The 21,357-nt window shown below is 58.6% G+C and carries 23 protein-coding genes, 2 rRNA genes and 1 other annotated feature (1 of these 26 only partly in view); of the genes, 1 reads left to right on the top strand and 24 read right to left on the bottom strand.

Annotated elements, in window-relative coordinates:
* Window positions 1-30: a sequence feature (ribosomal protein L10 leader region), on the bottom strand; it reaches 129 nt to the left of the window's first position.
* Between the two features lie 17 nt (window positions 31-47).
* From rplA to BMZ79_RS32245, 15 genes are all read right to left on the bottom strand, one after another.
* Window positions 48-740, bottom strand: a complete 693-nt coding sequence (rplA, locus tag BMZ79_RS32320) for a 50S ribosomal protein L1 (RefSeq protein WP_090649033.1) — start codon at window positions 738-740, stop codon at window positions 48-50.
* Window positions 741-876: 136 nt separating this feature from the next.
* On the bottom strand, window positions 877-1,302 hold the full coding sequence (rplK, locus tag BMZ79_RS32315; protein ID WP_090649030.1) for a 50S ribosomal protein L11: 426 nt from the start codon (window positions 1,300-1,302) through the stop codon (window positions 877-879).
* 56 nt (window positions 1,303-1,358) lie between these two features.
* Window positions 1,359-1,892 (bottom strand): transcription termination/antitermination protein NusG, encoded by a 534-nt coding sequence (gene nusG, locus BMZ79_RS32310; RefSeq protein ID WP_090649179.1) that lies wholly within the window; start codon window positions 1,890-1,892, stop codon window positions 1,359-1,361.
* A gap of 32 nt (window positions 1,893-1,924) precedes the next feature.
* A complete protein-coding gene (secE, locus tag BMZ79_RS32305; RefSeq protein WP_090649027.1) occupies window positions 1,925-2,134 on the bottom strand; it encodes a preprotein translocase subunit SecE in 210 nt (69 codons plus the stop codon).
* A 20-nt stretch (window positions 2,135-2,154) separates the two neighbouring features.
* Window positions 2,155-2,304, bottom strand: a complete 150-nt coding sequence (gene rpmG, locus BMZ79_RS32300) for a 50S ribosomal protein L33 (protein WP_090583192.1) — start codon at window positions 2,302-2,304, stop codon at window positions 2,155-2,157.
* Between the two features lie 427 nt (window positions 2,305-2,731).
* Window positions 2,732-3,382, bottom strand: a complete 651-nt coding sequence (sigH, locus tag BMZ79_RS32295) for an RNA polymerase sporulation sigma factor SigH (protein WP_090649176.1) — start codon at window positions 3,380-3,382, stop codon at window positions 2,732-2,734.
* 290 nt (window positions 3,383-3,672) lie between these two features.
* The gene (locus tag BMZ79_RS32290; RefSeq protein WP_090649025.1) at window positions 3,673-4,197 is read right to left on the bottom strand and encodes an NYN domain-containing protein; all 525 of its coding nucleotides are present in this window, start codon (window positions 4,195-4,197) and stop codon (window positions 3,673-3,675) included.
* A gap of 2 nt (window positions 4,198-4,199) precedes the next feature.
* Entirely contained in the window at window positions 4,200-4,967 is a 768-nt protein-coding gene (rlmB, locus tag BMZ79_RS32285) for a 23S rRNA (guanosine(2251)-2'-O)-methyltransferase RlmB (RefSeq protein ID WP_090649022.1), read from the bottom strand.
* Window positions 4,954-5,427 carry a Mini-ribonuclease 3 gene (locus BMZ79_RS32280; protein ID WP_090649020.1) on the bottom strand — a complete coding sequence of 158 codons (474 nt, stop codon included), beginning with the start codon at window positions 5,425-5,427 and terminating at the stop codon, window positions 4,954-4,956. Before BMZ79_RS32280 ends, rlmB begins: the two co-directional genes overlap by 14 nt.
* Window positions 5,424-6,824, bottom strand: coding sequence for a cysteine--tRNA ligase (gene cysS / locus BMZ79_RS32275; RefSeq protein WP_090649017.1), 1,401 nt, complete (start codon window positions 6,822-6,824; stop codon window positions 5,424-5,426). Before cysS ends, BMZ79_RS32280 begins: the two co-directional genes overlap by 4 nt.
* Complete coding sequence (gene cysE, locus BMZ79_RS32270; protein WP_090649173.1) at window positions 6,821-7,537, bottom strand: serine O-acetyltransferase; 717 nt, start codon at window positions 7,535-7,537, stop codon at window positions 6,821-6,823. The genes cysS and cysE overlap by 4 nt, the downstream gene beginning before the upstream one ends.
* Window positions 7,538-8,026: 489 nt before the next feature.
* Complete coding sequence (gene gltX / locus BMZ79_RS32260; RefSeq protein ID WP_090649012.1) at window positions 8,027-9,484, bottom strand: glutamate--tRNA ligase; 1,458 nt, start codon at window positions 9,482-9,484, stop codon at window positions 8,027-8,029.
* Between the two features lie 40 nt (window positions 9,485-9,524).
* Complete coding sequence (ispF, locus tag BMZ79_RS32255) at window positions 9,525-10,010, bottom strand: 2-C-methyl-D-erythritol 2,4-cyclodiphosphate synthase (protein ID WP_090649010.1); 486 nt, start codon at window positions 10,008-10,010, stop codon at window positions 9,525-9,527.
* A complete protein-coding gene (ispD, locus tag BMZ79_RS32250; RefSeq protein ID WP_090649007.1) occupies window positions 10,007-10,729 on the bottom strand; it encodes a 2-C-methyl-D-erythritol 4-phosphate cytidylyltransferase in 723 nt (240 codons plus the stop codon). Before ispD ends, ispF begins: the two co-directional genes overlap by 4 nt.
* A gap of 87 nt (window positions 10,730-10,816) precedes the next feature.
* Window positions 10,817-11,911: a PIN/TRAM domain-containing protein gene (locus BMZ79_RS32245; protein WP_090649004.1), complete on the bottom strand. Its 1,095-nt coding sequence runs from the start codon at window positions 11,909-11,911 to the stop codon at window positions 10,817-10,819.
* A gap of 189 nt (window positions 11,912-12,100) precedes the next feature.
* Between BMZ79_RS32245 and BMZ79_RS32240 the strand changes: the two genes are divergently transcribed.
* The gene (locus tag BMZ79_RS32240; RefSeq protein ID WP_090649002.1) at window positions 12,101-12,496 is read left to right on the top strand and encodes a nucleoside triphosphate pyrophosphohydrolase family protein; all 396 of its coding nucleotides are present in this window, start codon (window positions 12,101-12,103) and stop codon (window positions 12,494-12,496) included.
* 110 nt (window positions 12,497-12,606) lie between these two features.
* On the opposite strand, the gene pssA is transcribed toward BMZ79_RS32240, so the two are convergent.
* The 9 genes from pssA to BMZ79_RS32195 all read right to left on the bottom strand — a co-directional run.
* Entirely contained in the window at window positions 12,607-13,362 is a 756-nt protein-coding gene (gene pssA / locus BMZ79_RS32235; RefSeq protein ID WP_090648999.1) for a CDP-diacylglycerol--serine O-phosphatidyltransferase, read from the bottom strand.
* Window positions 13,363-13,518: 156 nt separating this feature from the next.
* Window positions 13,519-14,595, bottom strand: coding sequence for a DNA integrity scanning diadenylate cyclase DisA (gene disA / locus BMZ79_RS32230; protein ID WP_090648997.1), 1,077 nt, complete (start codon window positions 14,593-14,595; stop codon window positions 13,519-13,521).
* A gap of 14 nt (window positions 14,596-14,609) precedes the next feature.
* A complete protein-coding gene (gene radA, locus BMZ79_RS32225; RefSeq protein ID WP_090648994.1) occupies window positions 14,610-15,977 on the bottom strand; it encodes a DNA repair protein RadA in 1,368 nt (455 codons plus the stop codon).
* 133 nt (window positions 15,978-16,110) lie between these two features.
* A complete protein-coding gene (gene clpC / locus BMZ79_RS32220; RefSeq protein ID WP_090648992.1) occupies window positions 16,111-18,570 on the bottom strand; it encodes an ATP-dependent protease ATP-binding subunit ClpC in 2,460 nt (819 codons plus the stop codon).
* 2 nt (window positions 18,571-18,572) lie between these two features.
* On the bottom strand, window positions 18,573-19,655 hold the full coding sequence (locus BMZ79_RS32215) for a protein-arginine kinase McsB (RefSeq protein ID WP_090648989.1): 1,083 nt from the start codon (window positions 19,653-19,655) through the stop codon (window positions 18,573-18,575).
* 14 nt (window positions 19,656-19,669) lie between these two features.
* Window positions 19,670-20,212, bottom strand: a complete 543-nt coding sequence (locus BMZ79_RS32210; protein WP_090648987.1) for a protein-arginine kinase activator protein McsA — start codon at window positions 20,210-20,212, stop codon at window positions 19,670-19,672.
* Between the two features lie 35 nt (window positions 20,213-20,247).
* Window positions 20,248-20,709 (bottom strand): CtsR family transcriptional regulator, encoded by a 462-nt coding sequence (locus BMZ79_RS32205; RefSeq protein WP_090648984.1) that lies wholly within the window; start codon window positions 20,707-20,709, stop codon window positions 20,248-20,250.
* A 320-nt stretch (window positions 20,710-21,029) separates the two neighbouring features.
* A 5S ribosomal RNA gene (gene rrf, locus BMZ79_RS32200) occupies window positions 21,030-21,146 on the bottom strand.
* Between the two features lie 105 nt (window positions 21,147-21,251).
* Window positions 21,252-21,357: ribosomal RNA gene (locus tag BMZ79_RS32195) — 23S ribosomal RNA — on the bottom strand; the annotation flags it as partial.

Below are 21,357 nucleotides of genomic sequence, written 5' to 3'. Positions count from 1 at the left end.
TACTGTCTTCGGTATGCATATTCGATTCTAAAATTTCCGTAAATCGCTTAGCGGAACGAAGCGGCGTTCAGACGAGCGCCTGGTCCCATCGTCGAAGAAACGGAAATGCCTTTCAGGTAAACCCCTTTTGCCGCAGCCGGCTTAGCACGGTTCAGCGCGTCGATCAGCGTCTTCAGGTTTTCGTTCAGCTTCTCGGAGTCGAACGAAACTTTGCCGATCGGCGCATGGATTTGACCTGCGCGATCAAGACGGTATTCAATCTTACCGGCCTTGATTTCTTGGACGGCTTTCGTAACGTCGAACGTTACGGTACCCGCTTTAGGGTTAGGCATAAGGCCTTTACCGCCGAGGATACGGCCGAGTTTACCAACTTCGGCCATCATGTCCGGAGTCGCGACGCAAACGTCGAACTCGAACCAGCCTTGTTGGATTTTCGCGATTACGTCAGCGTCGCCGACATAATCCGCGCCTGCTGCTTCCGCTTCTTTGGCTTTGTCGCCTTTCGCGAAAACGAGAACGCGCTTCGTTTTACCCGTACCGTGCGGGAGTACTACGACGCCGCGGACGGCCTGGTCTTGCTTCTTAGGGTCTACGCCCAGACGCACGGCAACTTCGACGGTTTCGTCGAACTTTGCGGTAGCGGCTTTCTTCACGAGTTCGATCGCGTCGAACGACTCGTACGTAGCTTCGGCGTCAATCACCTTGAGGGCTTCTTGATATTTCTTGCCGTGTTTAGCCATGTGAAAATCTCCTCCTTGTGTGGTAATAACGGAAATCCTCCGGCACTCCGGAGTCCCTCCCACCCGGCCGAACGAGACGTTCCGCCGGACAGACAACGCACTCTAGCGTGTCTAAAACATGCGCGCGTGCCGAAAATTAGTCTTCGACGATGACGCCCATGCTGCGCGCCGTACCTTCAACCATGCGCATTGCTGCTTCGACCGAAGCCGCGTTGAGGTCGGGCATTTTTTGTTCCGCGATTTCGCGAACGACGGAACGTTTAACCGTAGCGACTTTCTTCTTGTTCGGTTCGCCGGAACCTTTAGCGATCTTAGCGGCGACGCGAAGAAGAACTGCTGCCGGCGGCGTTTTCGTTTCGAACGTGAACGAACGGTCCTCGAATACCGTGATGACAACCGGAATGATGAGACCCGCTTGATCAGCCGTACGAGCGTTGAACTCTTTACAGAACGCCATGATGTTAACGCCTGCTTGACCCAGGGCCGGACCGATCGGCGGAGCCGGATTCGCTTTGCCTGCTGGAACTTGCAGTTTGACCAACTTGATGACCTTCTTTGCCATTGTGAACACCTCCTTGCCGTAGTAATCACATGCTTAAGCGTAGGAAACCAGGCTTATTATACCTTCTCCACTTGGCCGTAATCCAGCTCAACCGGCGTTTCCCTGCCGAACATGTTGACATGAACCTTCAGCTTGCTCTTGTCGAGAAGAATTTCTTCCACCGTGCCGACAAAATTAGCGAATGGCCCGACTTTGACACGCACCGTTTCCTTCAAATCGAATTCGATTTTCGGCTTCGGCTCTTCCATGCCCATATGTTTCAAAATCTGATCCACTTCATCAGGCAAAAGCGGAGTAGGTTTTGAACCTGAGCCCGTTGAACCGACGAATCCGGTTACGCCCGGAGTGTTGCGAACGACATACCAAGAATCATCGGTTTGAATCATTTCGACGAGGACGTAGCCGGGGTAAACTTTACGCATGACGGTTTTTTTCTTGCCGTCCTTGTCTACCACTTCTTCCTCCATCGGAACGAGCACGCGGAAGATTTTGTCCTCCATGCCCATCGATTCAACGCGTTTCTCGAGGTTCGCTTTCACTTTGTTCTCATAACCCGAGTAGGTGTGTACAACGTACCATCTTTTCTCCATCATTTCCATAACAAGCCACCCTTGGCCCCTTCTTAAACAATCAGTTCGACCAATGCGGAAATTCCGATGTCAAGCACCCAAAAATAAATTGTCACCGCTATAATCGTGAAAAACACCACGAGGGAATAGCTTGTCAATTCCTTGCGGCTTGGCCACCGGACTTTCTTCAATTCAGCGAAGCTGTCGGTGAAGAAGGAAAACGTCGATCCGAAGCTCTGCTTCAGCTTAGCTAAAAATGCCACGTCCACACCTCCAAAGTGACCTATCGGGTTTCGCGATGAGGAGTATGCTCGTTACAATACTTGCAAAACTTCTTCATCTCGATACGGTCAGGGTGATTCCGTTTGTTCTTGCTGGAAGCATAGTTTCTTTGTTTGCAGTTCGTGCAAGCCAACGTAATAATTACCCGCATTGTCGACACCTCCCAAACTAAACATAGATAAAGGTTTAAGCGCTGTATGTGAAACTAGCCTGATTGACCCATAATAAAAAAAGACCTATTTAGGGCTACCAAAACACTTTATCACAAGCAATAGGGAGTGTCAAGGCGAAACAACCGTGCCTTGTACTGGCAGCGATGGCCGGTTTCCTCCTCCGGACAACCCGGCAGCGCGCGAGGCGAAACTCGCAAACTGTCGGACTTCATGCGTTGGATCACGTTCCGCGGCGCCTCTCTATCAGCTTGGCAAACGTCCATTTCGGCACGAGGCAGCAGCGCAAAGAAACGAAAAATTTCCTTCTTCGTCTTATCCAGTATCGTCACCGGACAAAGGTTTCAAACCCCGAAAGGCCTTCCCATTAAATAAAAAAAGAGCCTCAGTCGGCTCTTGGCTAACGCGTTAAATCCCGATATTCCGGACTTCCAAGTATCGCTCGAGCTTTCGCTTCACGCGCTGGAGCGCGTTGTCGATGGACTTCACGTGACGATCCAAGTCGACGGCGATTTCCTGATACGACTTCCCGTCCAAGTAGAGCATCAGCACCTTGCGCTCAAGGTCGCTCAGGATCTCGGACATCTTGTCTTCCAAGCCGACGAACTCTTCCTGGTTGATGATCAGCTCTTCCGGGTCCGACACCCGCGTTCCGCAGATGACGTCGAGCAGCGTGCGGTCGGAGTCTTCATCGTAAATGGGCTTGTCCAGCGAAACGTACGAATTGAGCGGAATATGCTTCTGCCGCGTGGCCGTCTTGATGGCCGTGATGATCTGTCGCGTGATGCACAGCTCGGCAAAGGCTTTGAACGATGCCAGCTTGTCTCCCTTGAAGTCCCGGATCGCTTTATACAGCCCGATCATGCCTTCTTGGACGATGTCTTCGCGATCGGCCCCGATGAGAAAATAGGAACGCGCTTTGGCCCGGACAAAGTTCTTATACCGATTAATCAAATACTCCAATGCTTCGCCGTCGCCGTCGCGAACCAGATCGACAACGTCCTCGTCCGTTTTGCAGTCATAGTCCAGCGTTTTCCATTCTCTGAGGTCGATGCTCACGAACAATCCCTCCGGCTCGAAAGGCATGAATGCCCCGTAACTTCAGCAGCGCAATGATTAACCGGCCCGCAGCGCGCAATCGGCAGATCGTGTTCGCCAAAACCGGCGAAACCGCTTCTAGCAGCAATCTCCGTTCAGAAACATAGACTCAGTATACATTACGTAACCTTGAACCGTCAATGACGATCATGCCGAGATCCCGCTATTTATCTAGCAAATTTGGGATATCACGCCTAAAAAACAGGTTCTTGCGTCACTTATGATTACCCGAATTTAACACAAGGTTAACATTAACTTTTTCCCCTGCGAAGCTTCTCGAGTTTCATGCGCACGTCCATGCTCAAGTTCCCGTCGAGCTCGTTGCGGACTTTGCTCCGCTGCTCGACGACTCTCTGCTCGATCGCCTTGCGGTTCTGCTTGATTTCGATCAGCAGCTCGCGGGCGGAGATGCGCAGCGCACCTTTGCCGAACGCCACGTGCTGCTCCACCAGATCCGACGTCGCCACGTGGATGTTACGGCTTCGCATGGCAAGGTCCGAGGCCAGCCGCTCGATGCAGGCATCCGCGGTTTCCTTCTCCTTCGTATACACGACCGTCAGCCTGTGCTGCTTGAACGTCGAACCGACGCCCGGCACCTGATGCGCGTCGAAAACGACGATAACCGTCATTCCAGTGAAACCTTGATAGTCCGCCAGCATCTCGAGCAGCCGGTCGCGCGCGTCCTCCAACTCCTTGTCCCGCAGGGCGGCCAGCTCGGGCCAAGCCCCGATCATGTTGTACCCGTCCACGAGCAGGACGTCGTCGCGCCGCTTCACGGTTACTTGCCGAGGCCGAGACGCTGCCGCAGCACTTCGTACATCAGCACGCCGGCCGCGACGGACGCGTTCAGGGAGTTCAACTGGCCGTGCATCGGAAGCTTGATCAGAAAATCGCACTTCTCGCGGATGAGGCGGCCGATGCCCTTGGCCTCATTGCCGATCACGACGGCGAGCGGCATGTCGAATTTCATGCCCGACGCGAACACGTCCCGCTCCGCGCCGACGTCCGCGCCCGCGATCCACACGCCCGCTTCCTTCAGCTTGTCGATCGTCTGCGCCATGTTCGTGACCCGCGCGACCGGCACGTACTCCACGGCGCCGGCCGACGTCTTGGCGACCGTCGCCGTCAGCGACGCGGACCGCCGCTTCGGAATGACGACGCCGTGCACGCCGGTGCATTCCGCCGTCCGCAGGATCGAGCCGAGGTTATGCGGATCCTCGATTTCGTCGAGCAGCAGGAAGAACGGCAACTCGCCGCTCTCCTTCGCCCGCGCGATCAGCTCCTCCACTTCGAAATACCGGTAGGCCGCGGCCTGGGCGACGATCCCTTGATGGTTCGCGCCCTCGACCAGCTGGTCCAGCTTGCGCTTGTCGACGATCTGAACGATCAGCCCCGCCTTCTTCGCCTCCAGCATGAGCGGCTGGGCGCTCTTCTGCGCCTGCTCGGTAACCCAGATCTTATTGATTTCCCGTCCGGAGCGCAGCGCCTCCATGACGGGATGCCTGCCCGCAATCCATTCCTGCGTTTGTTCTTCATGCTCGCGCATCTTGATTCTCCTTCGTTGTGCCGCCGTCCGCCGCTTCGTCCGTTTCGCCGAAAGCGATCGCCATCAGCTCGCGCAGACGTTCGACCTGCTTGCCGTAATAGAGGTAGCCGACGAGGCATTCCAGCGCCGTCGCTTGTTTATAGTGAGCGGGGTCCGCGTTCTTCGGCATCGTGCCGGACTTCGCGTTCCGTCCCCGCCGCACGATGTCCGCCTCCGCTTCCGTCAAATGCGGCCGCCATTTCTCCAAAATGTGAAACTGCGCCTTCGCCGATACGAACTTCGTCGCCTCCCGGTGCAAGTGGTGCGGCCGATGGTTGGGCAGCGAGATCAGGTACTGCCGCACCAACACTTCATAGACCGCATCGCCGATATACGCGAGGACGATCGGGTTCACGAGGTCGATCGGCTTCGTCGGCTCGTGAAACCAGAGATGCGGCCCTTCCGATGGACCGCCCGTCATTTGCGCTTCCAGCGGATGCCCTGGGGCGTGTCTTCCAGGACAATCCCTTGCGCCGCAAGCAGGTCCCGGATCTCGTCCGCCCGCTTCCAGTTCTTCGCGGCGCGCGCCTCCGCGCGCTCCACGATCAGCGCGTCGATCTCCGCGTCCAGCAGCTCTTCGTCGGCGCCGAGCAACCCGAGCACGCGGTCGAACGATTCGAACGCCTCCAGCAGCACCCGCACCGACTCCGGCGACACGACCGGGCGCTGCAGCAGCTGGTTCGCTTCGCTGACGAGGTCGAACAGAGCGGTGATCGCGTCCGGCGTGTTGAAATCGTCGTCCATCTTGGCGTTAAACCGCGCCTTGATCTCCGTTATGCGCGCCTTCAGCGCAACCAACTCTTCGCCCGCCGGGCTTACCGCCGTTTCCAGCCGATGCTTTAGGTTCGAGACGGAGTTGGCGATGCGCTCGATGCTGTTCTGCGCCTGCTCCATCGTCTCGTCGTTGAAGTTCAGCGGGCTCCGGTAATGGCCGGACAGCATGAAATACCGGATGACCGCCGGCTTGAACCGGCTGAGCAGCTCCTGTACCGTAATCCCGTTGCCGAGCGACTTGGACATTTTCTCGTTGTTGATGTTGATGAAGCCGTTATGCATCCAGTAGTTGGCGAGCGGCTTGCCCGTCAATGCTTCGGACTGCGCGATTTCGCACTCGTGGTGCGGGAACTGCAGGTCGTGGCCGCCGCCGTGGATGTCGAGCGTGTCGCCCAAATATTTGCGCGCCATCGCGGAACATTCGATATGCCAGCCCGGCCGCCCCGGTCCCCATGGGCTCTCCCATTTGATCTCGCCGGGCTTCGCCGCTTTCCAGAGGACGAAATCCTGCCCGTTCTCCTTGCGCTCGTCGACGCCGATCCGGATCCCCAGCTGCAGCTCCTCCAGGATCTGGTGCGACAGCTTGCCGTAGTCGGGGAAGCTGCTCGTGCGGAAGAACACGTCGCCGCCGTTCTCGTACGCATGCCCTTCGGCGACGAGCTCGGAGATGAACGTGATGATCTCCGGAATGTTCTCGGTTACCCGCGGGTTGAACGACGCTTTGCGGATGCCGAGACCTTCGATGTTTTCCTTGAAGGCGGCGATGAACCGCTCGGCCACGTCCGGCACCGTCGTGCCCAGCTGCTCCGCCTTGCGGATCAGCTTATCGTCGACGTCGGTAAAGTTGACGACGTAATGCACGTCGTAGCCGATCGATTCCAGGTACCGGCGCACGACGTCGAAAAAGATCGCCGGCCGCGCGTTTCCGATGTGGATATAATCATAGACCGTCGGTCCGCAGACGTACATGTTCACTTTACCCGGAGTCAGGGTCTTGAAATCTTCTTTCTCGCGCGTCATCGTATTATAAATCCGCAACGTCATGTTCTCGTTTCTCCTCCAGCTACTGCGTGTTTATGTTTTTCCGGCCGTTCGCGCAGCTCCGATTCCAGCCGCTCGAGCCGTTCCTGCTTGTCGCGCCGCTCGCGCTCGAGCTCCGTTCGCAGCTCCGCCACTTCCTTCTGCATCGCGCGCAGCATCTCGACCACGGGGTCCGGCAGCTGGGCATGATCGAGCCGGTCGCTGACGCGGGCGCCGTTGCGCTTGACGATCCGTCCCGGGATGCCGACGACCGTGCTGCTCTCCGGCACTTCCCGAAGCACGACGGAATTCGCGCCGATGTTCACATTGTCTCCAACCTTGAAGGAGCCTAGAACCTTCGCGCCGGACGCGATGACCACGTTATTGCCGATCGTCGGATGGCGCTTGCCTTTCTCTTTTCCCGTTCCGCCGAGCGTGACGCCTTGGTAGATGATGACGTTATCGCCGATTTCGCACGTCTCCCCGATGACGACGCCCATGCCGTGGTCGATGAACAGCCGCTCGCCGATCCGGGCGCCGGGATGGATCTCGATGCCGGTGAAGAACCGGCTCGTTTGCGAAATAATCCGCGCTAGCGTAAACCACTTGCGTTTGAAAAAGGCGTGCGCGATCCGATGAGCCCAGATGGCGTGCAGCCCCGAATACGTGAAGACGACCTCGAAAATGTTCCTCGCGGCGGGATCGTTCTCCAGCACCGCCTGGATATCGGATTTCATCGAACGCAGCAAGGTCAAGCCCCCCTCTCTATCTCGCCTGGACGACAAGCTCTCTCCCCTAGCCGAAAAAGGTAAACAAAAACGCCCCCGCAGCCCAAAACGGGCTGCAGAGGCGTACTCCTACGCGGTTCCACTCTGCTTCGCGCCGCCAAGGTACAGCCGGGCATGCGCGATCTCGGTTCGTCCGTAACGGGGACGAAGGCGTCGTCTTCCACCCTGCCGGCGGCAGTTCGAAGACGCGGCTCCCAGGCGCAACGTCCATTTCCGAAAATCGGCGACTTCCAGCCGATCGCGGGAAGCGCCCCAATGCGCGGCTCCGTGCGAAAGGTCGCCATCTCTGGAATTTTCGATTGAAATGCACGATCCTGTTCCTTGCCTTATGCATCTAAAGGGCGATGGGTTCGAGCTGCGAATAACTACTTCAAGTATAGCCCACCGTCCCGAAACTGACAAGTGGCCGTGCGCCTTGCGGGCTTTGGTAGCGCCGGTTCAGCCCAGACGGGCCGCGAGCCGCTCCTCCACCTTCGTCCGGCCTAGCAGGACGATGGTCGCATTCAGGTCGGGACCATGGGTCTGGCCCGTCAGCGCCGCGCGGATCGGCATGAACAGCTGCTTGCCCTTGAAGCCCGTCGAGGTCTGCACCGTCTTGATCGCGGCCTTCACGCCGTCGACAGAGAACTCTTCCAGCGCCTTGACCTGCTCCAGGAAGGCGCCAAGCACGGCCGGCACTTGCTCCTCGCCCAGCACGGCCGCCGCGTCCTCTTCGTCCGCGGGCTCCGGCAGGAAGAACAGCTCCGTGAGCGGCACGATCTCGGAAGCGGAGCGCAGCTTATCCTGATACAGCGCGACCAGATCGTTCACCCACGCGCGCTGGCTCTCGGACAGCATGCCGGTGACGCGGCCCGCGGCCGCCAGGTGCGGCAAGCACAGGTCCACGACGCGGGACAGTTCCGTCTTCTTCATGTATTCGTTGTTCATCCAGGCCAGCTTGTTCGTATCGAACAACGCCGGACTCTTGCTCAGCCGGCTCGCCGTGAACGCCGCGATGAGTTCGTCCTGCGTGAACATCTCCTGCTCGCCCTCCGGCGACCACCCGAGCAGCGCGATGAAATTGAACAGCGCCTCCGGCAAATACCCGAGCTTGTCGTACTGCTCGATGAACTGAATGATGGACTCGTCGCGCTTGCTCAGCTTCTTGCGGCTCTCGCTGACGATCAGCGTCATGTGGGCGAACGCCGGCGGCTCCCAGCCGAACGCTTCGTAGATCATGAGCTGGCGCGGCGTGTTGGAGATATGGTCCTCCCCGCGCAGCACGTGGCTGATGGCCATCAAGTGATCGTCCAGCGCCACGGCGAAGTTATAGGTCGGAATGCCGTCTTTCTTCACGATGACGAAGTCGCCGATGCCGTCGGACTCGAAGCTGATTTCGCCTTTGACCATGTCGTTGAACGTGTAGGTCTTGCCTTCGGGCACGCGGAAACGAATGCTCGGGATCCGGCCTTCCGCCTCATAGGCCGCCTGCTGCTCCGCCGTCAGACTGCGGTGCTTGCCGGAATAACGCGGCATCTCGCCGCGCGCCGTCTGCTCTTCCCGCTCCTGCTCCAGCTCTTCTTCCGTGCAGTAGCATTTGTAGGCGAGTCCGCGGTCGATCAGGTCCTGCCAGTACTTCTCGTAGATGTCGAGCCGTTCCGTCTGGCGATACGGGCCGTAGCCGCCGCCGATATCGACGCTCTCGTCCCACGTGATGCCGAGCCATTTCAAATACGTCAATTGGCTCTCCTCGCCGCCCGCGATGTTCCGCTTCACGTCGGTGTCTTCGATCCGAATAATGAATTTCCCGCCGAGATTGCGGGCGAATAAATAATTGAATAAGGCCGTCCGGGCATTCCCGATATGCAGATGCCCCGTCGGCGACGGCGCATAGCGCACCCTGATTTGATCGCTCATGACCTCTCGATTCCTCCCGTCATCGCTTTGTATTGCTGAATCATAGCATAACTTTCGCGAGGCAGACAACCGCTTGCGCGGCGATCCCTTCGCCCCGGCCGGCGAAACCGAGCTGCTCCGTCGTCGTCGCTTTGACGTTGACCTGGCCGCTCTCTTCCGCTTCGAGCGCGCCCGCGATGACGTCGGCCATTTGCGGGATGTACGGCGCCATCTTCGGCTTCTGCGCGATGATCGTCGCGTCGACGTTGCCGAGCTTGTAGCCCCGCTCCTTCGCGAGCCCCCACACGTGACGCAGCAGCTTCAGGCTGTCCGCGTCCTTGAACGCCGGATCCGTGTCCGGAAAATGCTTGCCGATGTCGCCGAGGCCGAGCGCGCCCAGCACCGCGTCGCTGATGGCGTGCAGCAGCACGTCGGCGTCGGAATGGCCGAGCAGCCCCCGTTCGTACGGAATCGTCACGCCTCCGATGATGCACGGGCGTCCCTCCACCAGCTGATGCACGTCGAATCCTTGCCCCACTCGAATCATACGTCCGTCCCTCTCTCCCGCGAACGGCTTGCCAGCAGAAATTCCGCGTACGGCAAATCGTCCGGCGTCGTGATTTTAATGTTCGTGTAATCCCCTTCGGCGACCGAGACCGGCACGCCGAGCCGCTCGACCGCCATCGCATCGTCGGTGCCGACGAACCGGTCCTCCTCGGCCTTGCGCAGCCCCCGTTCCAGCAAAGAACGGCGAAAAGCCTGCGGCGTTTGTATCGCCCACAAGCTTCGCCGTTCGGGTGTCGCGGTGATGACGCCGTCTTCGTTCACTTGCTTGATCGTATCTTTCACGGGCACGGCCAGCACCGCGGCCTCCGTCGCCATCGCCTTCGCCATGCATCGCCGCACGGCCTCCGGCGCGACGAACGGCCGGACGCCGTCGTGCACCATGACCCAATTGACCTCGCCGCCCAGCGCCGCCAGCCCCCGCCGCACGGAATGCTGACGCTCGCCGCCGCCCTCCAGGACGGAGGAGATTTTATGCAGGCCGTACGCGTCGGCGAACGCTTCGCAGCGTTCGATATCCGGCCGTCCGACGACCAGCGCGATCTCCGCGATTTCGTCCATCGCCTGGAACGTCTCCAGCGTATGGACCAGGATGGGCTTGTCCCGCAGCAGCAGATACTGCTTGCTCTCGGGCGTCCCCATCCGGGTGCCGCGGCCCGCCGCCACGACGACGACGCCCCATGTTGCCTTTGCTTCCGCCATGCCTCTACCGCCCCGCCGTAAACTTCGATGTCCCGGAGAACCGCCAGGCGCTTCGCCCGGACATCATTCGTATACCATCATACCGCGTTACAGCGCTTTTTCCAACAGCTTCGGCTTTGCGAAAATCATTCGGCCCGCGGACGTCTGCAGCACGCTCGTGACCAGCACTTCCATCGTCGTGCCGATATAGTCCCGGCCGCCCTCGACGACGATCATCGTGCCGTCGTCCAGATAAGCGACGCCTTGGCCGTGCTCCTTGCCGTCCTTGATGACCTGGACGACGATTTCTTCGCCGGGCAGCACGACCGGCTTCACGGCATTGGCGAGATCGTTGATGTTCAGCACGGACACGCCCTGCAGCTCGCACACCTTGTTCAGGTTGAAGTCGTTCGTGACGACTTTGCCGTGCAGCGCCTTGGCCAGCTTCACGAGCTTGCTGTCCACTTCGCCGTCTTCCATGTCGCCCTCATAGATGAGTACCTTGACGTCCAGCTCTTTCTGAATCTTGTTCAAAATGTCGAGCCCGCGGCGTCCGCGGTTGCGCTTGAGCAGATCCGACGAGTCGGCGATGTGCTGCAGCTCTTCCAGCACGAATTCCGGAATGACCAGCGTGCCTTCGATAAAACCCGTCTTGCAAATATCCGCGATCCGGCCGTCGATGATGACGCTCGTATCGAGAATCTTATGCTCCTCGTACGTGCTCTCTTCTTCTGCTTTCAACGGTTTCGAGGTGCGCTCCGCGATCGCCGCGATGGTCTGCGCCAACTCCTCGCGCTTGTTCAGGCCGATCCGCATCCCGGCGTAGCCGAGGAAGGCCGTCAGCGCCACCGGAATGAGCAGCCACGTGCCTTCGAGCCCGGAGAGCGCCGGGTACAGCAGCGCCGCGAGCGCCAGGCCGCCGAGCAGCCCCGCGCCGCCCGAGAACAGCTCGCCCGTCGGCATGGCGGACGCCTTGTCCGCGCCCTGCTCGATCCATTTGGCGAGCGGCCCCGCCATCATCGTCGCGAGCGCCAAGCCGCAGGCCGCGCCGATGCCCACGCTCATGTAATAGCTTCCCGAATGCTGCATAATGCCGTTCGCGGGCGCCGCCCAGCTTAGACCGCCGTTCACGGAGCCGAATAGCTGCGCCCCCATGACGCCGCCAAACCATAGCCCGATTCCTTGAATCATTCGTTTCATCATATAAATCCACCTCCACTACCAATTATGTTCCAATTTCTGTCACGTTAATCGCGCGGAGGCGGGGAATGCATTAGAAATTATTAACTTGCCTTCCGGACGGGACAAAATGCGGAAATCCGTTTTGAAATGATCCCCCGAGAGGCTTATAATGGTACCAAAGCAACCCATTCCTGAAATGAGGTGGATACGATGATCGCACCAACGTTGGAGCAATTCCAGCAGCAAGTATCCGAACTGCTGCTGCGTCATCGAAGCTTGCTGGACGTTTTGTCCAAATACGGTCAATCCGGCGCTTCCGTGAATCGCGCCGTCGCCAAAGCCGTCACCGAATGCGGGTGCATCGAGCTCAATGCCCGCAAGCAGTCGTACGAAGACGATTTTAACCTGGAGAAGGCCAAACGCAAGCTGCACCACCACATCTCCGGCGAGCTTTGCGAGCACTGCAAAGAAGCCATCCAGAACGAACTGGGCCGCAACCTCTTCTATATGTCGGCCATGGCCAATCTGCTCGACATCAAGCTGGACGACGTCATCGAGCGCGAATCCGACAAGTGCAGCACGCTGGGCCTGTTTAATTTAACGTAGAGCGCGAACTCATCTGCCGGCCGAACCGTTCGCGGTCGGCCGGAAACGACGAAAGACCGCCTGGTTTCTCCCGAAGGAGAAATCAGGCGGTCTTCTTTTGTTCGCCCGGGTTAGGCGCTGTGTTCCCCGTTGACCGCGGCTTCTTCTGGAAGCTGATTCTCGAGCCGGCGTTTCCGCTTTTTATTCGGGAGACGGCGATCAACGTTTTTTTTTAGGCCGTACAGCGCGTAGAGCACGAGCGGCACGAAAATGATTTTGGACAAGTGGTGCGGAAACAGAATGCCCAGGCCGACCGCGATCACGACGATGATGGGGACGACCCAAATCGCGTTCTTCGGAATGCCCAGCTTCTTGAAATTCGGATAGCGAATCGTGCTGACCATCAGGAACGACAGCACGAGCGTGCTCGCCATCAGAACGGACAGCGCGATGTCTTTGTGGAACAAGGCCAACGTGGCCAATACGCCGCCGGCCGCCGGAATCGGCAGGCCAATGAAGTAGCCCGGCATGCCGGACACCACGTTGAACCGGGCCAGCCGGAGCGCTCCGCAAATCGGGAACAGCGCCGTGATGATCCAAGCCGGAGCCGGATTCAGTTCTTGGAAGGCCACGCTATACATAATGAACGCCGGAGCCACCCCGAAGGATATGACGTCCGAGAGAGAGTCCAATTCTTTGCCGAATTCGCTTTGCGCGTTCAGCGCCCGAGCTACCCGCCCGTCGACGCCGTCCATCAGCATGGCGATGATGACCATCATCGCGGCCAATTCCGGCTTGGCGTTATCCGGAAAGACCAATATAACGGCAATAATGCCTAAAAACAAATTCGCCACCGTAAAAAGACTCGGTATCGACTTCGTGATCATTTGCTCCACCTCATCTTTACTATGCCCCAAAACCGACCGTCGCAGTAATGAAGGGCAATCTTGTGAAAAAGCTTCGAAATCGAAGCTTCATCAGCGGCAAGGCGTGAATTGTAAGTTGTACCCAGCTTCTGGCTGCATTCCCCCATTGTATGGGATTTAAATTTGTCTGTCAATGAACATCTGCTCTTGAATCCGCTTCAAGCCTTCCTTGATCGCCCTCGCGCGTACCTCTCCGATCCCGTCCACGGCGTCCAATTCTTCGATCGTGGCCATGAGCACGTGCGGCAGCGTCCCGAACTTTTCGACCAGGTTGCTGATGATGCCCGCCGGCAGGCGCGGGATGCGGCTGAGCAAGCGGTATCCCCGGGGAGCGACCATCTCCTCGGCAGACGCGTTGATGCCGCCGTAGCCCAAGGTTTTCAGGATTTGCGGCAGGTCGAGGAGTTCTTCGGACGTGAGCTTGCGGATATTCGTGCGAATGTCCTTCACGCGGTCTTCATTGGGATCCTTGGCGTAATCCTTCAGCAGGAACCACGCCTCCTCCTCCACGCCGCCGACCAGTTCATCCATCTGCATGCTGATCAGCCGGCCTTCCGTGCCGAGCTCGTTCACGTAGCGCTTGATTTCCATTTTGACGCGGATGACCATCTCGACGCGCTTGATGACGTGCGCCACTTCCTGCAGCGTAACCATTTCCTCGAACTCCAGCGCCGACAGGTTCGTGAAAGATTGGCCGAGCACCGCTTTATATTTCTCGAGCGTCTGAATCGCCTGGTTGGCTTTCGTCAGGATGACGCCCATTTCCTTCAAGGAGTACCGGAACTGGCCCTGGTACAGCGTAATGACGTTTCGCCGCTGCGAGATGGACACGACCAGCTTGCCCGTCTGCTTGGCCACGCGCTCCGCCGTCCGGTGCCGAATCCCCGTCTCGCTGGACGAAATCGAGCTGTCCGGAATGAGCTGCGTGTTAGCGTACAAGATCCGTTTGCGGTCCTCGCTCAGAATGATGGCGCCGTCCATCTTGGCCAGCTCGTACAGATAGTTCGGGGAGAAGTCGCAGTTGATGGAAAATCCGCCGTCGACCACTTCCATCACTTCCGGACTGTAGCCGACCACGATGAGCGCCCCCGTCTTCGCCCGCAGGACATTGTCGAGCCCTTCGCGGAACGGCATGCCGGGCGCGACCATCTGAAGCAGCTGATTGACCATTTCGGCCTGGTTCGTCTCTTTCACATCGTTTCCCCCCTTTATCCGAATGCCGCGGACAGCGCTTCTGCGACCGTCTCGACGCCGATGATTTCGATTCCTTTGGGCGGAGTCCACCCCTTCAAGCTCTTCTTCGGCATGATCACGCGTTTGAAGCCGAGCTTCTGTGCTTCTTTCACCCGCTGCTCCGCGCGCGAAACCGCGCGCACTTCGCCCGTCAGCCCGATTTCGCCGAAAAACACGTCGAACGGCCTCGTCGGCGCGTCCCGGAAACTCGACGCGATGCTGACCGCCGCGGCCAGGTCGACCGCCGGCTCATCCAGGCGGATGCCGCCGGCGACGTTCAAATACGCGTCCTGCGTCTGGAGGAACATGCCCATCCGCTTCTCCAGCACCGCGACGATCAAGGTCATGCGGTTGTGGTCAATGCCTGTCGCCATCCGTCGCGGCGAGGGGAAGTTCGTCGTCGCCACGAGCGCCTGCATCTCGACGAGAACCGGCCGCGTGCCCTCCATGCTCGCCACGACGGTCGAGCCCGACACGCCCATCGGCCGCTCGGACAAGAACAGCTCGGACGGATTGTTGACTTCCCGCAGCCCGTCCTCGACCATTTCGAAGATGCCGATCTCGTTCGTGGACCCGAACCGGTTCTTCACCGCCCGGAGCAGCCGGTATGTATGATGCCGCTCGCCTTCGAAATAAAGCACGCAGTCCACCATGTGCTCGAGCATCCGCGGACCGGCGATGGCGCCTTCCTTCGTGACGTGGCCGACGAGCACCGTCGCGATGCCTTTGATCTTCGCCACCCGCATGAAATGCGCCGTGCACTCCCTTACCTGCGAGACGCTCCCCGGCGCGGACTGCACCTGCGGGTCGTACACGGTCTGGATGGAGTCGATGACGAGAAAATCCGGATTCACCGACTCGATCGCGTCGTTGATCTGCTCCATGTTCGTTTCGCAGAGCACGTACAGCGTATCCGACAACGCGCCGAGGCGGTCGGCGCGAAGCCGCGTCTGGCGGACGGACTCCTCGCCGGAGATGTACAGCACCTTCAGCTTTTTGGAAGCCAGCGCATGCGACGTTTGCAGCAGCAGCGTCGATTTCCCGATCCCGGGATCCCCGCCCACGAGAATGAGCGAGCCCGGCACGACGCCGCCGCCGAGTACGCGGTTGAGTTCTTGGTTGGACGTCTCGATGCGCTTCTCTTGACCACTTTCTATATGTATGATAGGTCGCGGCTTTTCTTTCGTCTGAATGAGCGTCGAGCCCATTCCTTGCGTCTTGACCACCGTTTCCTTCTCTTCCACCATCGTGTTCCACTGCCCGCAGCCGGGGCATTTGCCCATCCATTTGGGCGATTCGTTGCCGCATTCGGTGCATGCGAACTTGGTTTTAAGTTTTGCCATGAGCGGCTCCTTATGCAAAAGACGTATCATTAAAAGTTTACCATTTCTAGCGGTGCGATTAAACCTAAAATTACGCTAAAAAATACCCCTCGCCCCCGCCGGGGCGGGAAGCAAGGGGTATTCGCCGAACGTTTTATTTCGTAGCCGGTTCTTCCGTCGCGGGCGCGCTGTCGGCATGCGTGACCGTCAACTCGCCGTCCTTCTCGTCGATGATGAGCGTATGGCCCTTGGCGATCTTGCCGAGCAGCAGATCCTCGGACAGCCGATCCTCGATATGCTTCTGGATCGCTCTGCGCAGCGGACGCGCGCCGTACTGCGGATCGAAGCCTTCCTTCGCCAGGAACGCCTTCGCGGCGTCCGTGAGCGTGAAATCGACTTCTTGTTCGCGCAGCCGTTTGCGCAGCTCATCGGACATGAGCGTCACGATTTGCGCGATATGCTCTTGCTCCAGCGAGTGGAACACGATCGTTTCGTCGATCCGGTTCAGGAACTCCGGACGGAAGCTTTTCTTCAGCTCCGCCAGCACCTTCTCCTTCATGATGTTGAAATCGCGGCCCGCATCCTGGGCGGCCGTGAAGCCGAGCGAGGAATTGCGCTTGATTTGATCCGCGCCGACGTTCGACGTCATGATGATCAGCGTATTGCGGAAGTCGACGACGCGGCCCTTGGAATCCGTCAGGCGGCCGTCTTCCAGCACTTGCAGCAGGATGTTGAACACTTCCGGATGGGCTTTCTCGATCTCGTCGAGCAGGACGACCGAGTACGGCTTGCGGCGGACTTTCTCCGTCAGCTGGCCGCCCTCTTCGTAGCCCACGTAGCCCGGAGGCGCCCCGACCAGCCGGGACGTGGAGTGCTTCTCCATGTACTCCGACATGTCGATGCGGATGACCGCGTTCTCGTCGCCGAACATCGCTTCCGCAAGCGCGCGGGCGAGCTCGGTTTTGCCGACCCCGGTCGGGCCGAGGAAGATGAACGAGCCCATCGGGCGCTTCGGATCCTTCAAGCCGGCACGGGCTCTGCGGATGGCGCGGGATACCGCTTTGACGGCCTCGCTTTGGCCGATGACGCGGTCATGCAGAATGTCTTCCATCTTCAGCAGACGCTGCGTCTCTTCTTCGGCCAGCTTCGATACCGGGATGCCGGTCCAGCTCGCCACCACTTGCGCGATGTCTTCCGGCGTCACTTCGGAATCCGTACGGCCCTGCTTTTCTTTCCATTGGTTCTTCGTGACGTCGAGCTCCTCGCGGATCTTCTGTTCCGTATCGCGGAGCGCGGCCGCTTTCTCGAACTCTTGGCTTTGAACGGCGGAGTCCTTCTCCTTGCGGATGTCCTCCAAACGGTTCTCCAGCTGTTTGAGATTCGGCGGTACCGTGTACGATTTCAATCTTACTTTGGAGCTCGCCTCGTCGATCAAGTCGATCGCTTTGTCCGGGAGGAAGCGGTCCGTGATATAACGGTCCGACAATTTCACGGCTTGCTCGATGGCTTCATCCGTGATTTTGACCCGGTGATGCGCTTCGTAGCGGTCGCGAAGGCCGTGCAGGATTTGAATCGCTTCTTCCGGCGTCGGCTGGTCGACCGTAATCGGTTGGAAGCGGCGTTCCAAAGCGGCGTCCTTCTCGATGTATTTGCGGTATTCGTCCAGGGTCGTCGCCCCGATGCACTGCAGCTCGCCGCGGGCAAGCGCCGGCTTCAGGATGTTGGAGGCATCGATCGCGCCTTCCGCGCCGCCTGCGCCGATCAGCGTATGCAGCTCGTCGATGAAGAGCACGATGTTGCCGGCTTGACGAATTTCGTCCATGATTTTTTTCAAACGGTCTTCGAACTCGCCGCGGTACTTCGTGCCGGCGACGACGGAGCCCATATCGAGCGTCATGACGCGCTTATCGCGAAGCGTCTCGGGAATTTCGCCGGCGATGATCTTCTGGGCGAGACCTTCGGCGATGGCCGTTTTACCGACGCCGGGCTCCCCGATCAAGACCGGATTGTTTTTCGTTCTGCGGCTGAGCACCTGAATGACGCGCTCGATTTCTTTGCTCCGGCCGATGACCGGATCCAGATTGCCGTCTTTGGCATAGGCCGTCAAATCGCGCGCGAGTCCATCCAGCGTCGGCGTGCTGACATTGGACGGCGCCCCGTGATTGCTGGACACCGCTTCGCTGCTGCCGAGCAGCTGCAGTACTTGCTGGCGCGCCTTGTTCAAGCTGATGCCGAGATTATTGAGGACGCGGGCCGCGACGCCCTCGCCTTCGCGAATCAGGCCGAGCAAAATATGCTCCGTCCCGACGTACGTGTGACCCAACTTGCGCGCTTCGTCCATCGACAGCTCGATGACCTTTTTCGCGCGCGGCGTGTACGCGATATTGGTAGGCTGCTCCTGGCCGCGGCCGATGAGCGTTTCGACTTCGTCCTGAATTTTCTCCAGACTCAGTCCGAGCCCGATCAGCGCCTTGGCGGCAATGCCTTCGCCTTCCCGGTTCAGGCCGAGCAAGATATGCTCCGTCCCGATATTGTTATGGCCGAGACGAACCGCTTCTTCCTGCGCCAATGCGAGCACCTTCTGCGCGCGTTCGGTAAATCTTCCAAACATCATGTTCACACACCCCCATGATCGGATTGACAAGAATTCAACTGCTTGCGTATAAGTTCCGCACGCCGGACGTCCCGCAGCTCAGGCGACATTTTCTCATGAAACACCTGCTGCAGAAAGCCCGGTTGCGTTAATACCATCATTTCGTTCATCGCTTGCGGCGTAACGTCCGGAATCAAACCCAAGTCGATGCCGAGCCGCACGTCCGACAACCGCTGCGACGCTTCCTTGGAGTCCATGACCATCGCATGGGACAGGATGCCGTACGAACGCCTTACGCGATCCTCGAGCCGAATGCGGGATTCCTCAAGCAGACGCTGCCGCGCCGCCCGTTCGTGCTCGATGATTTGGCGGACGACGTTGTGCAAGTTCTCGATGATTTCCCCCTCGGACTGGCCGAGCGTAATTTGATTCGAGATCTGAAACAGGTTGCCCGTCGCTTCGCTGCCTTCGCCGTAAATCCCCCGGACCGCCAGCCCCACTTGCGTGATCGCCGACAGGATGCGGTTGATTTGCTGCGTCAGCACCAGCCCCGGCAGATGCATCATCACCGAAGAGCGAATGCCCGTTCCGACGTTGGTCGGACAGCTCGTTAAGTACCCCCTGCGTTCGTCGAACGCGTAATCGGTTGCTTCTTCAAAAATATCGTCAATGCGGCTGGCCAGTCCCCAAGCTTCCTTGACTTGGAATCCCGGGTACAAACACTGGATCCGCAAATGATCCTCTTCGTTCACCATGATGCTGACGGCTTCGTTCTCGCTGAGCATCACCGCGCCGCTGCGCGACTCGTTGGCCAAGTTCGGGCTGATCAAATGCTTCTCGACGAGCACCCTTCGTTCCAGCTCGCTGAGCTGCGAAAGTTCGATCGTCTCGAAATCGCCGATTTCCCGAAGCTTGCCGTTCTTGGCCACGGCGGTGAGCTTCTCCATCACGCCCTGCGCCTGCTGCTTGGTAGCCAGCATCGGAAACGGATGTCCCGACAAGTTGCGGGCGATGCGAATTCGGCTGCTGATGACGACGTCCGAGTCGGGACCGTTGCCCCTCATCCAATCGCTCAGCGCTTCATCGACATAAGACCGCTTCGACACTTCGAATCACCTTCCTACCCATGCCTTTCCTCTGCGTCGGCCGAATCGCGTTCCAGCTCGCGAATCCGGTCTCGGACTTTGGCCGCGTTTTCGAAATCCTCCTGCTCGATCCGCGTCTGCAAATCGCGCCGAAGTTCTTCGATCTCGCGCTTCACCTGGATTTTCACGCCGGCCCGCTTTGGAATTTTGCCGACATGCGTGGTGTTGCCATGCACCCTTTTCAAGATCGGGTCCAGCTTGCTGCCGAATTGAGCGTAGCAGTTGCTGCAGCCGAACCGGCCCATTTTACTGAATTGCGTATACGTTAATCCGCAGTTGTCGCAGCGGAGCTGTTGGGCCTGCTTGGCGCCGATGCCGTTCACCCCGCCACCGCTCTGCTCGAAGTCGAGCAGGCCGGACAACAAGCTGTGGATGGAGAATCCGTTGGCCGTGCCGGGAATTCCCTCGCCCCGTTCACGCGCGCAAGATTCGCAAATATGGAACTCCGTCTTCTCCCCGTTCACGATTTTCGTAAAATGAAGCGTAGCCGGCTTCTTCTCGCATTCCTGACAAAGCATTCCGCACTATCCCTCCTCTTGCAAGGCTGCGCAGCCTACTTCATGAGCAGCGTGACCAGCATCGCCCGGAGCAGCCGGGCCCGGATTTCGTCGCGCAGCGGGAGCTTCACGGCCAGGGAGTCGCGCGACATCGCCGCCCGAAGCAAGTTCGCTTCCCTGCGGGTGATGTGCTTGCCTTCCTCCAGCTGATAAATAACCCCTTCCGCCGTATCCTGGTCCACTTGCTCGCCGATCGTTTGCGCGAGATGTTCCTGGAGGGCGGACAGCGTAGGCAGCTCCACGCGTTGAATGCGGATGTAGCCGCCGCCGCCGCGCTTGCTTTCGACGAAATAGCCTTTCTCCAGCGTAAAGCGGGTGCTGATCACGTAATTGATCTGGGACGGCACGCAGGAGAAGCGGTCCGCCAAGTCATTGCGCTGCAGTTCAACCGCACCGCCGGGGCTTTCCTTTAGCATATGCTTCAGGTACTGCTCGATGAGATCGGAAATGTTGCGCATTTCGCCAACCTCCCTAAATTGCCCAAAACCCTTCGGTCAAGAAATCATAATTCTCGAAGTATTTAGTCAAATTGACTTTGACTTTCTTTGACCTTAATTTTATTATACGCAATTTTCCCAAAAGGTCAAGCGGGTTCCTGCAATCGAATGATTGCCCTGACCTTACTAGCTTTGGGCGGATTCAGTTCATTTATACGCGGAGAGGAGGCATATCCACAACATTCCGAACCGCTTCTGGCTTACAGCCACAATATGATTACCCGCATAGAAAAGATTGTTAAACAACAAAAAACCGACTGCTTATGCAGTCGGTTCATCGTGCTTGGCAACGTCCTACTCTCCCAGGACCCTGCGGTCCAAGTACCATCGGCGCTGGAGGGCTTAACGGTCGTGTTCGGGATGGGTACGCGTGGTTCCCCTCCGCCATCGCCACCAAACGGGCGTCTTCCGCTAACGGAAACGCGATTCTTGCTCAGAGCTTGCCACCCTGAAAACTGGATACGAACCTTTGCGAAGGTCTTGCTTAGCTGAAGCGATGTACCTTGGATAAGCCCTCGACCGATTAGTATTCGTCAGCTCCACGCATTGCTGCGCTTCCACCTCGAACCTATCTACCTCGTCGTCTTCAAGGGGTCTTACTAAATTGGG

This window comes from Paenibacillus sp. UNC496MF (genome assembly GCF_900113915.1).
Lineage (GTDB): Bacteria > Bacillota > Bacilli > Paenibacillales > Paenibacillaceae > Paenibacillus_Z > Paenibacillus_Z artemisiicola.
This window is presented reverse-complemented; position numbering and strand designations above follow the sequence as displayed.

Coding starts and splice junctions, on each gene's coding strand:
- rplA (WP_090649033.1), bottom strand. CDS start 740: ATGGCTAAACACGGCAAGAAATATCAAGAAGCCCTCAAGGTGATTGAC.
- rplK (WP_090649030.1), bottom strand. CDS start 1,302: ATGGCAAAGAAGGTCATCAAGTTGGTCAAACTGCAAGTTCCAGCAGGC.
- nusG (WP_090649179.1), bottom strand. CDS start 1,892: ATGGAGAAAAGATGGTACGTTGTACACACCTACTCGGGTTATGAGAAC.
- rpmG (WP_090583192.1), bottom strand. CDS start 2,304: ATGCGGGTAATTATTACGTTGGCTTGCACGAACTGCAAACAAAGAAAC.
- rlmB (WP_090649022.1), bottom strand. CDS start 4,967: ATGCGCGAGCATGAAGAACAAACGCAGGAATGGATTGCGGGCAGGCAT.
- BMZ79_RS32280 (WP_090649020.1), bottom strand. CDS start 5,427: ATGACGGGCGGTCCATCGGAAGGGCCGCATCTCTGGTTTCACGAGCCG.
- cysS (WP_090649017.1), bottom strand. CDS start 6,824: ATGACGTTGCGGATTTATAATACGATGACGCGCGAGAAAGAAGATTTC.
- cysE (WP_090649173.1), bottom strand. CDS start 7,537: ATGAAATCCGATATCCAGGCGGTGCTGGAGAACGATCCCGCCGCGAGG.
- gltX (WP_090649012.1), bottom strand. CDS start 9,484: ATGAGCGATCAAATCAGGGTGCGCTATGCGCCGTCGCCGACGGGGCAT.
- ispF (WP_090649010.1), bottom strand. CDS start 10,010: ATGATTCGAGTGGGGCAAGGATTCGACGTGCATCAGCTGGTGGAGGGA.
- ispD (WP_090649007.1), bottom strand. CDS start 10,729: ATGGCGGAAGCAAAGGCAACATGGGGCGTCGTCGTCGTGGCGGCGGGC.
- BMZ79_RS32245 (WP_090649004.1), bottom strand. CDS start 11,911: ATGATGAAACGAATGATTCAAGGAATCGGGCTATGGTTTGGCGGCGTC.
- BMZ79_RS32240 (WP_090649002.1), top strand. CDS start 12,101: ATGATCGCACCAACGTTGGAGCAATTCCAGCAGCAAGTATCCGAACTG.
- pssA (WP_090648999.1), bottom strand. CDS start 13,362: ATGATCACGAAGTCGATACCGAGTCTTTTTACGGTGGCGAATTTGTTT.
- radA (WP_090648994.1), bottom strand. CDS start 15,977: ATGGCAAAACTTAAAACCAAGTTCGCATGCACCGAATGCGGCAACGAA.
- clpC (WP_090648992.1), bottom strand. CDS start 18,570: ATGATGTTTGGAAGATTTACCGAACGCGCGCAGAAGGTGCTCGCATTG.
- BMZ79_RS32210 (WP_090648987.1), bottom strand. CDS start 20,212: ATGCTTTGTCAGGAATGCGAGAAGAAGCCGGCTACGCTTCATTTTACG.
- BMZ79_RS32205 (WP_090648984.1), bottom strand. CDS start 20,709: ATGCGCAACATTTCCGATCTCATCGAGCAGTACCTGAAGCATATGCTA.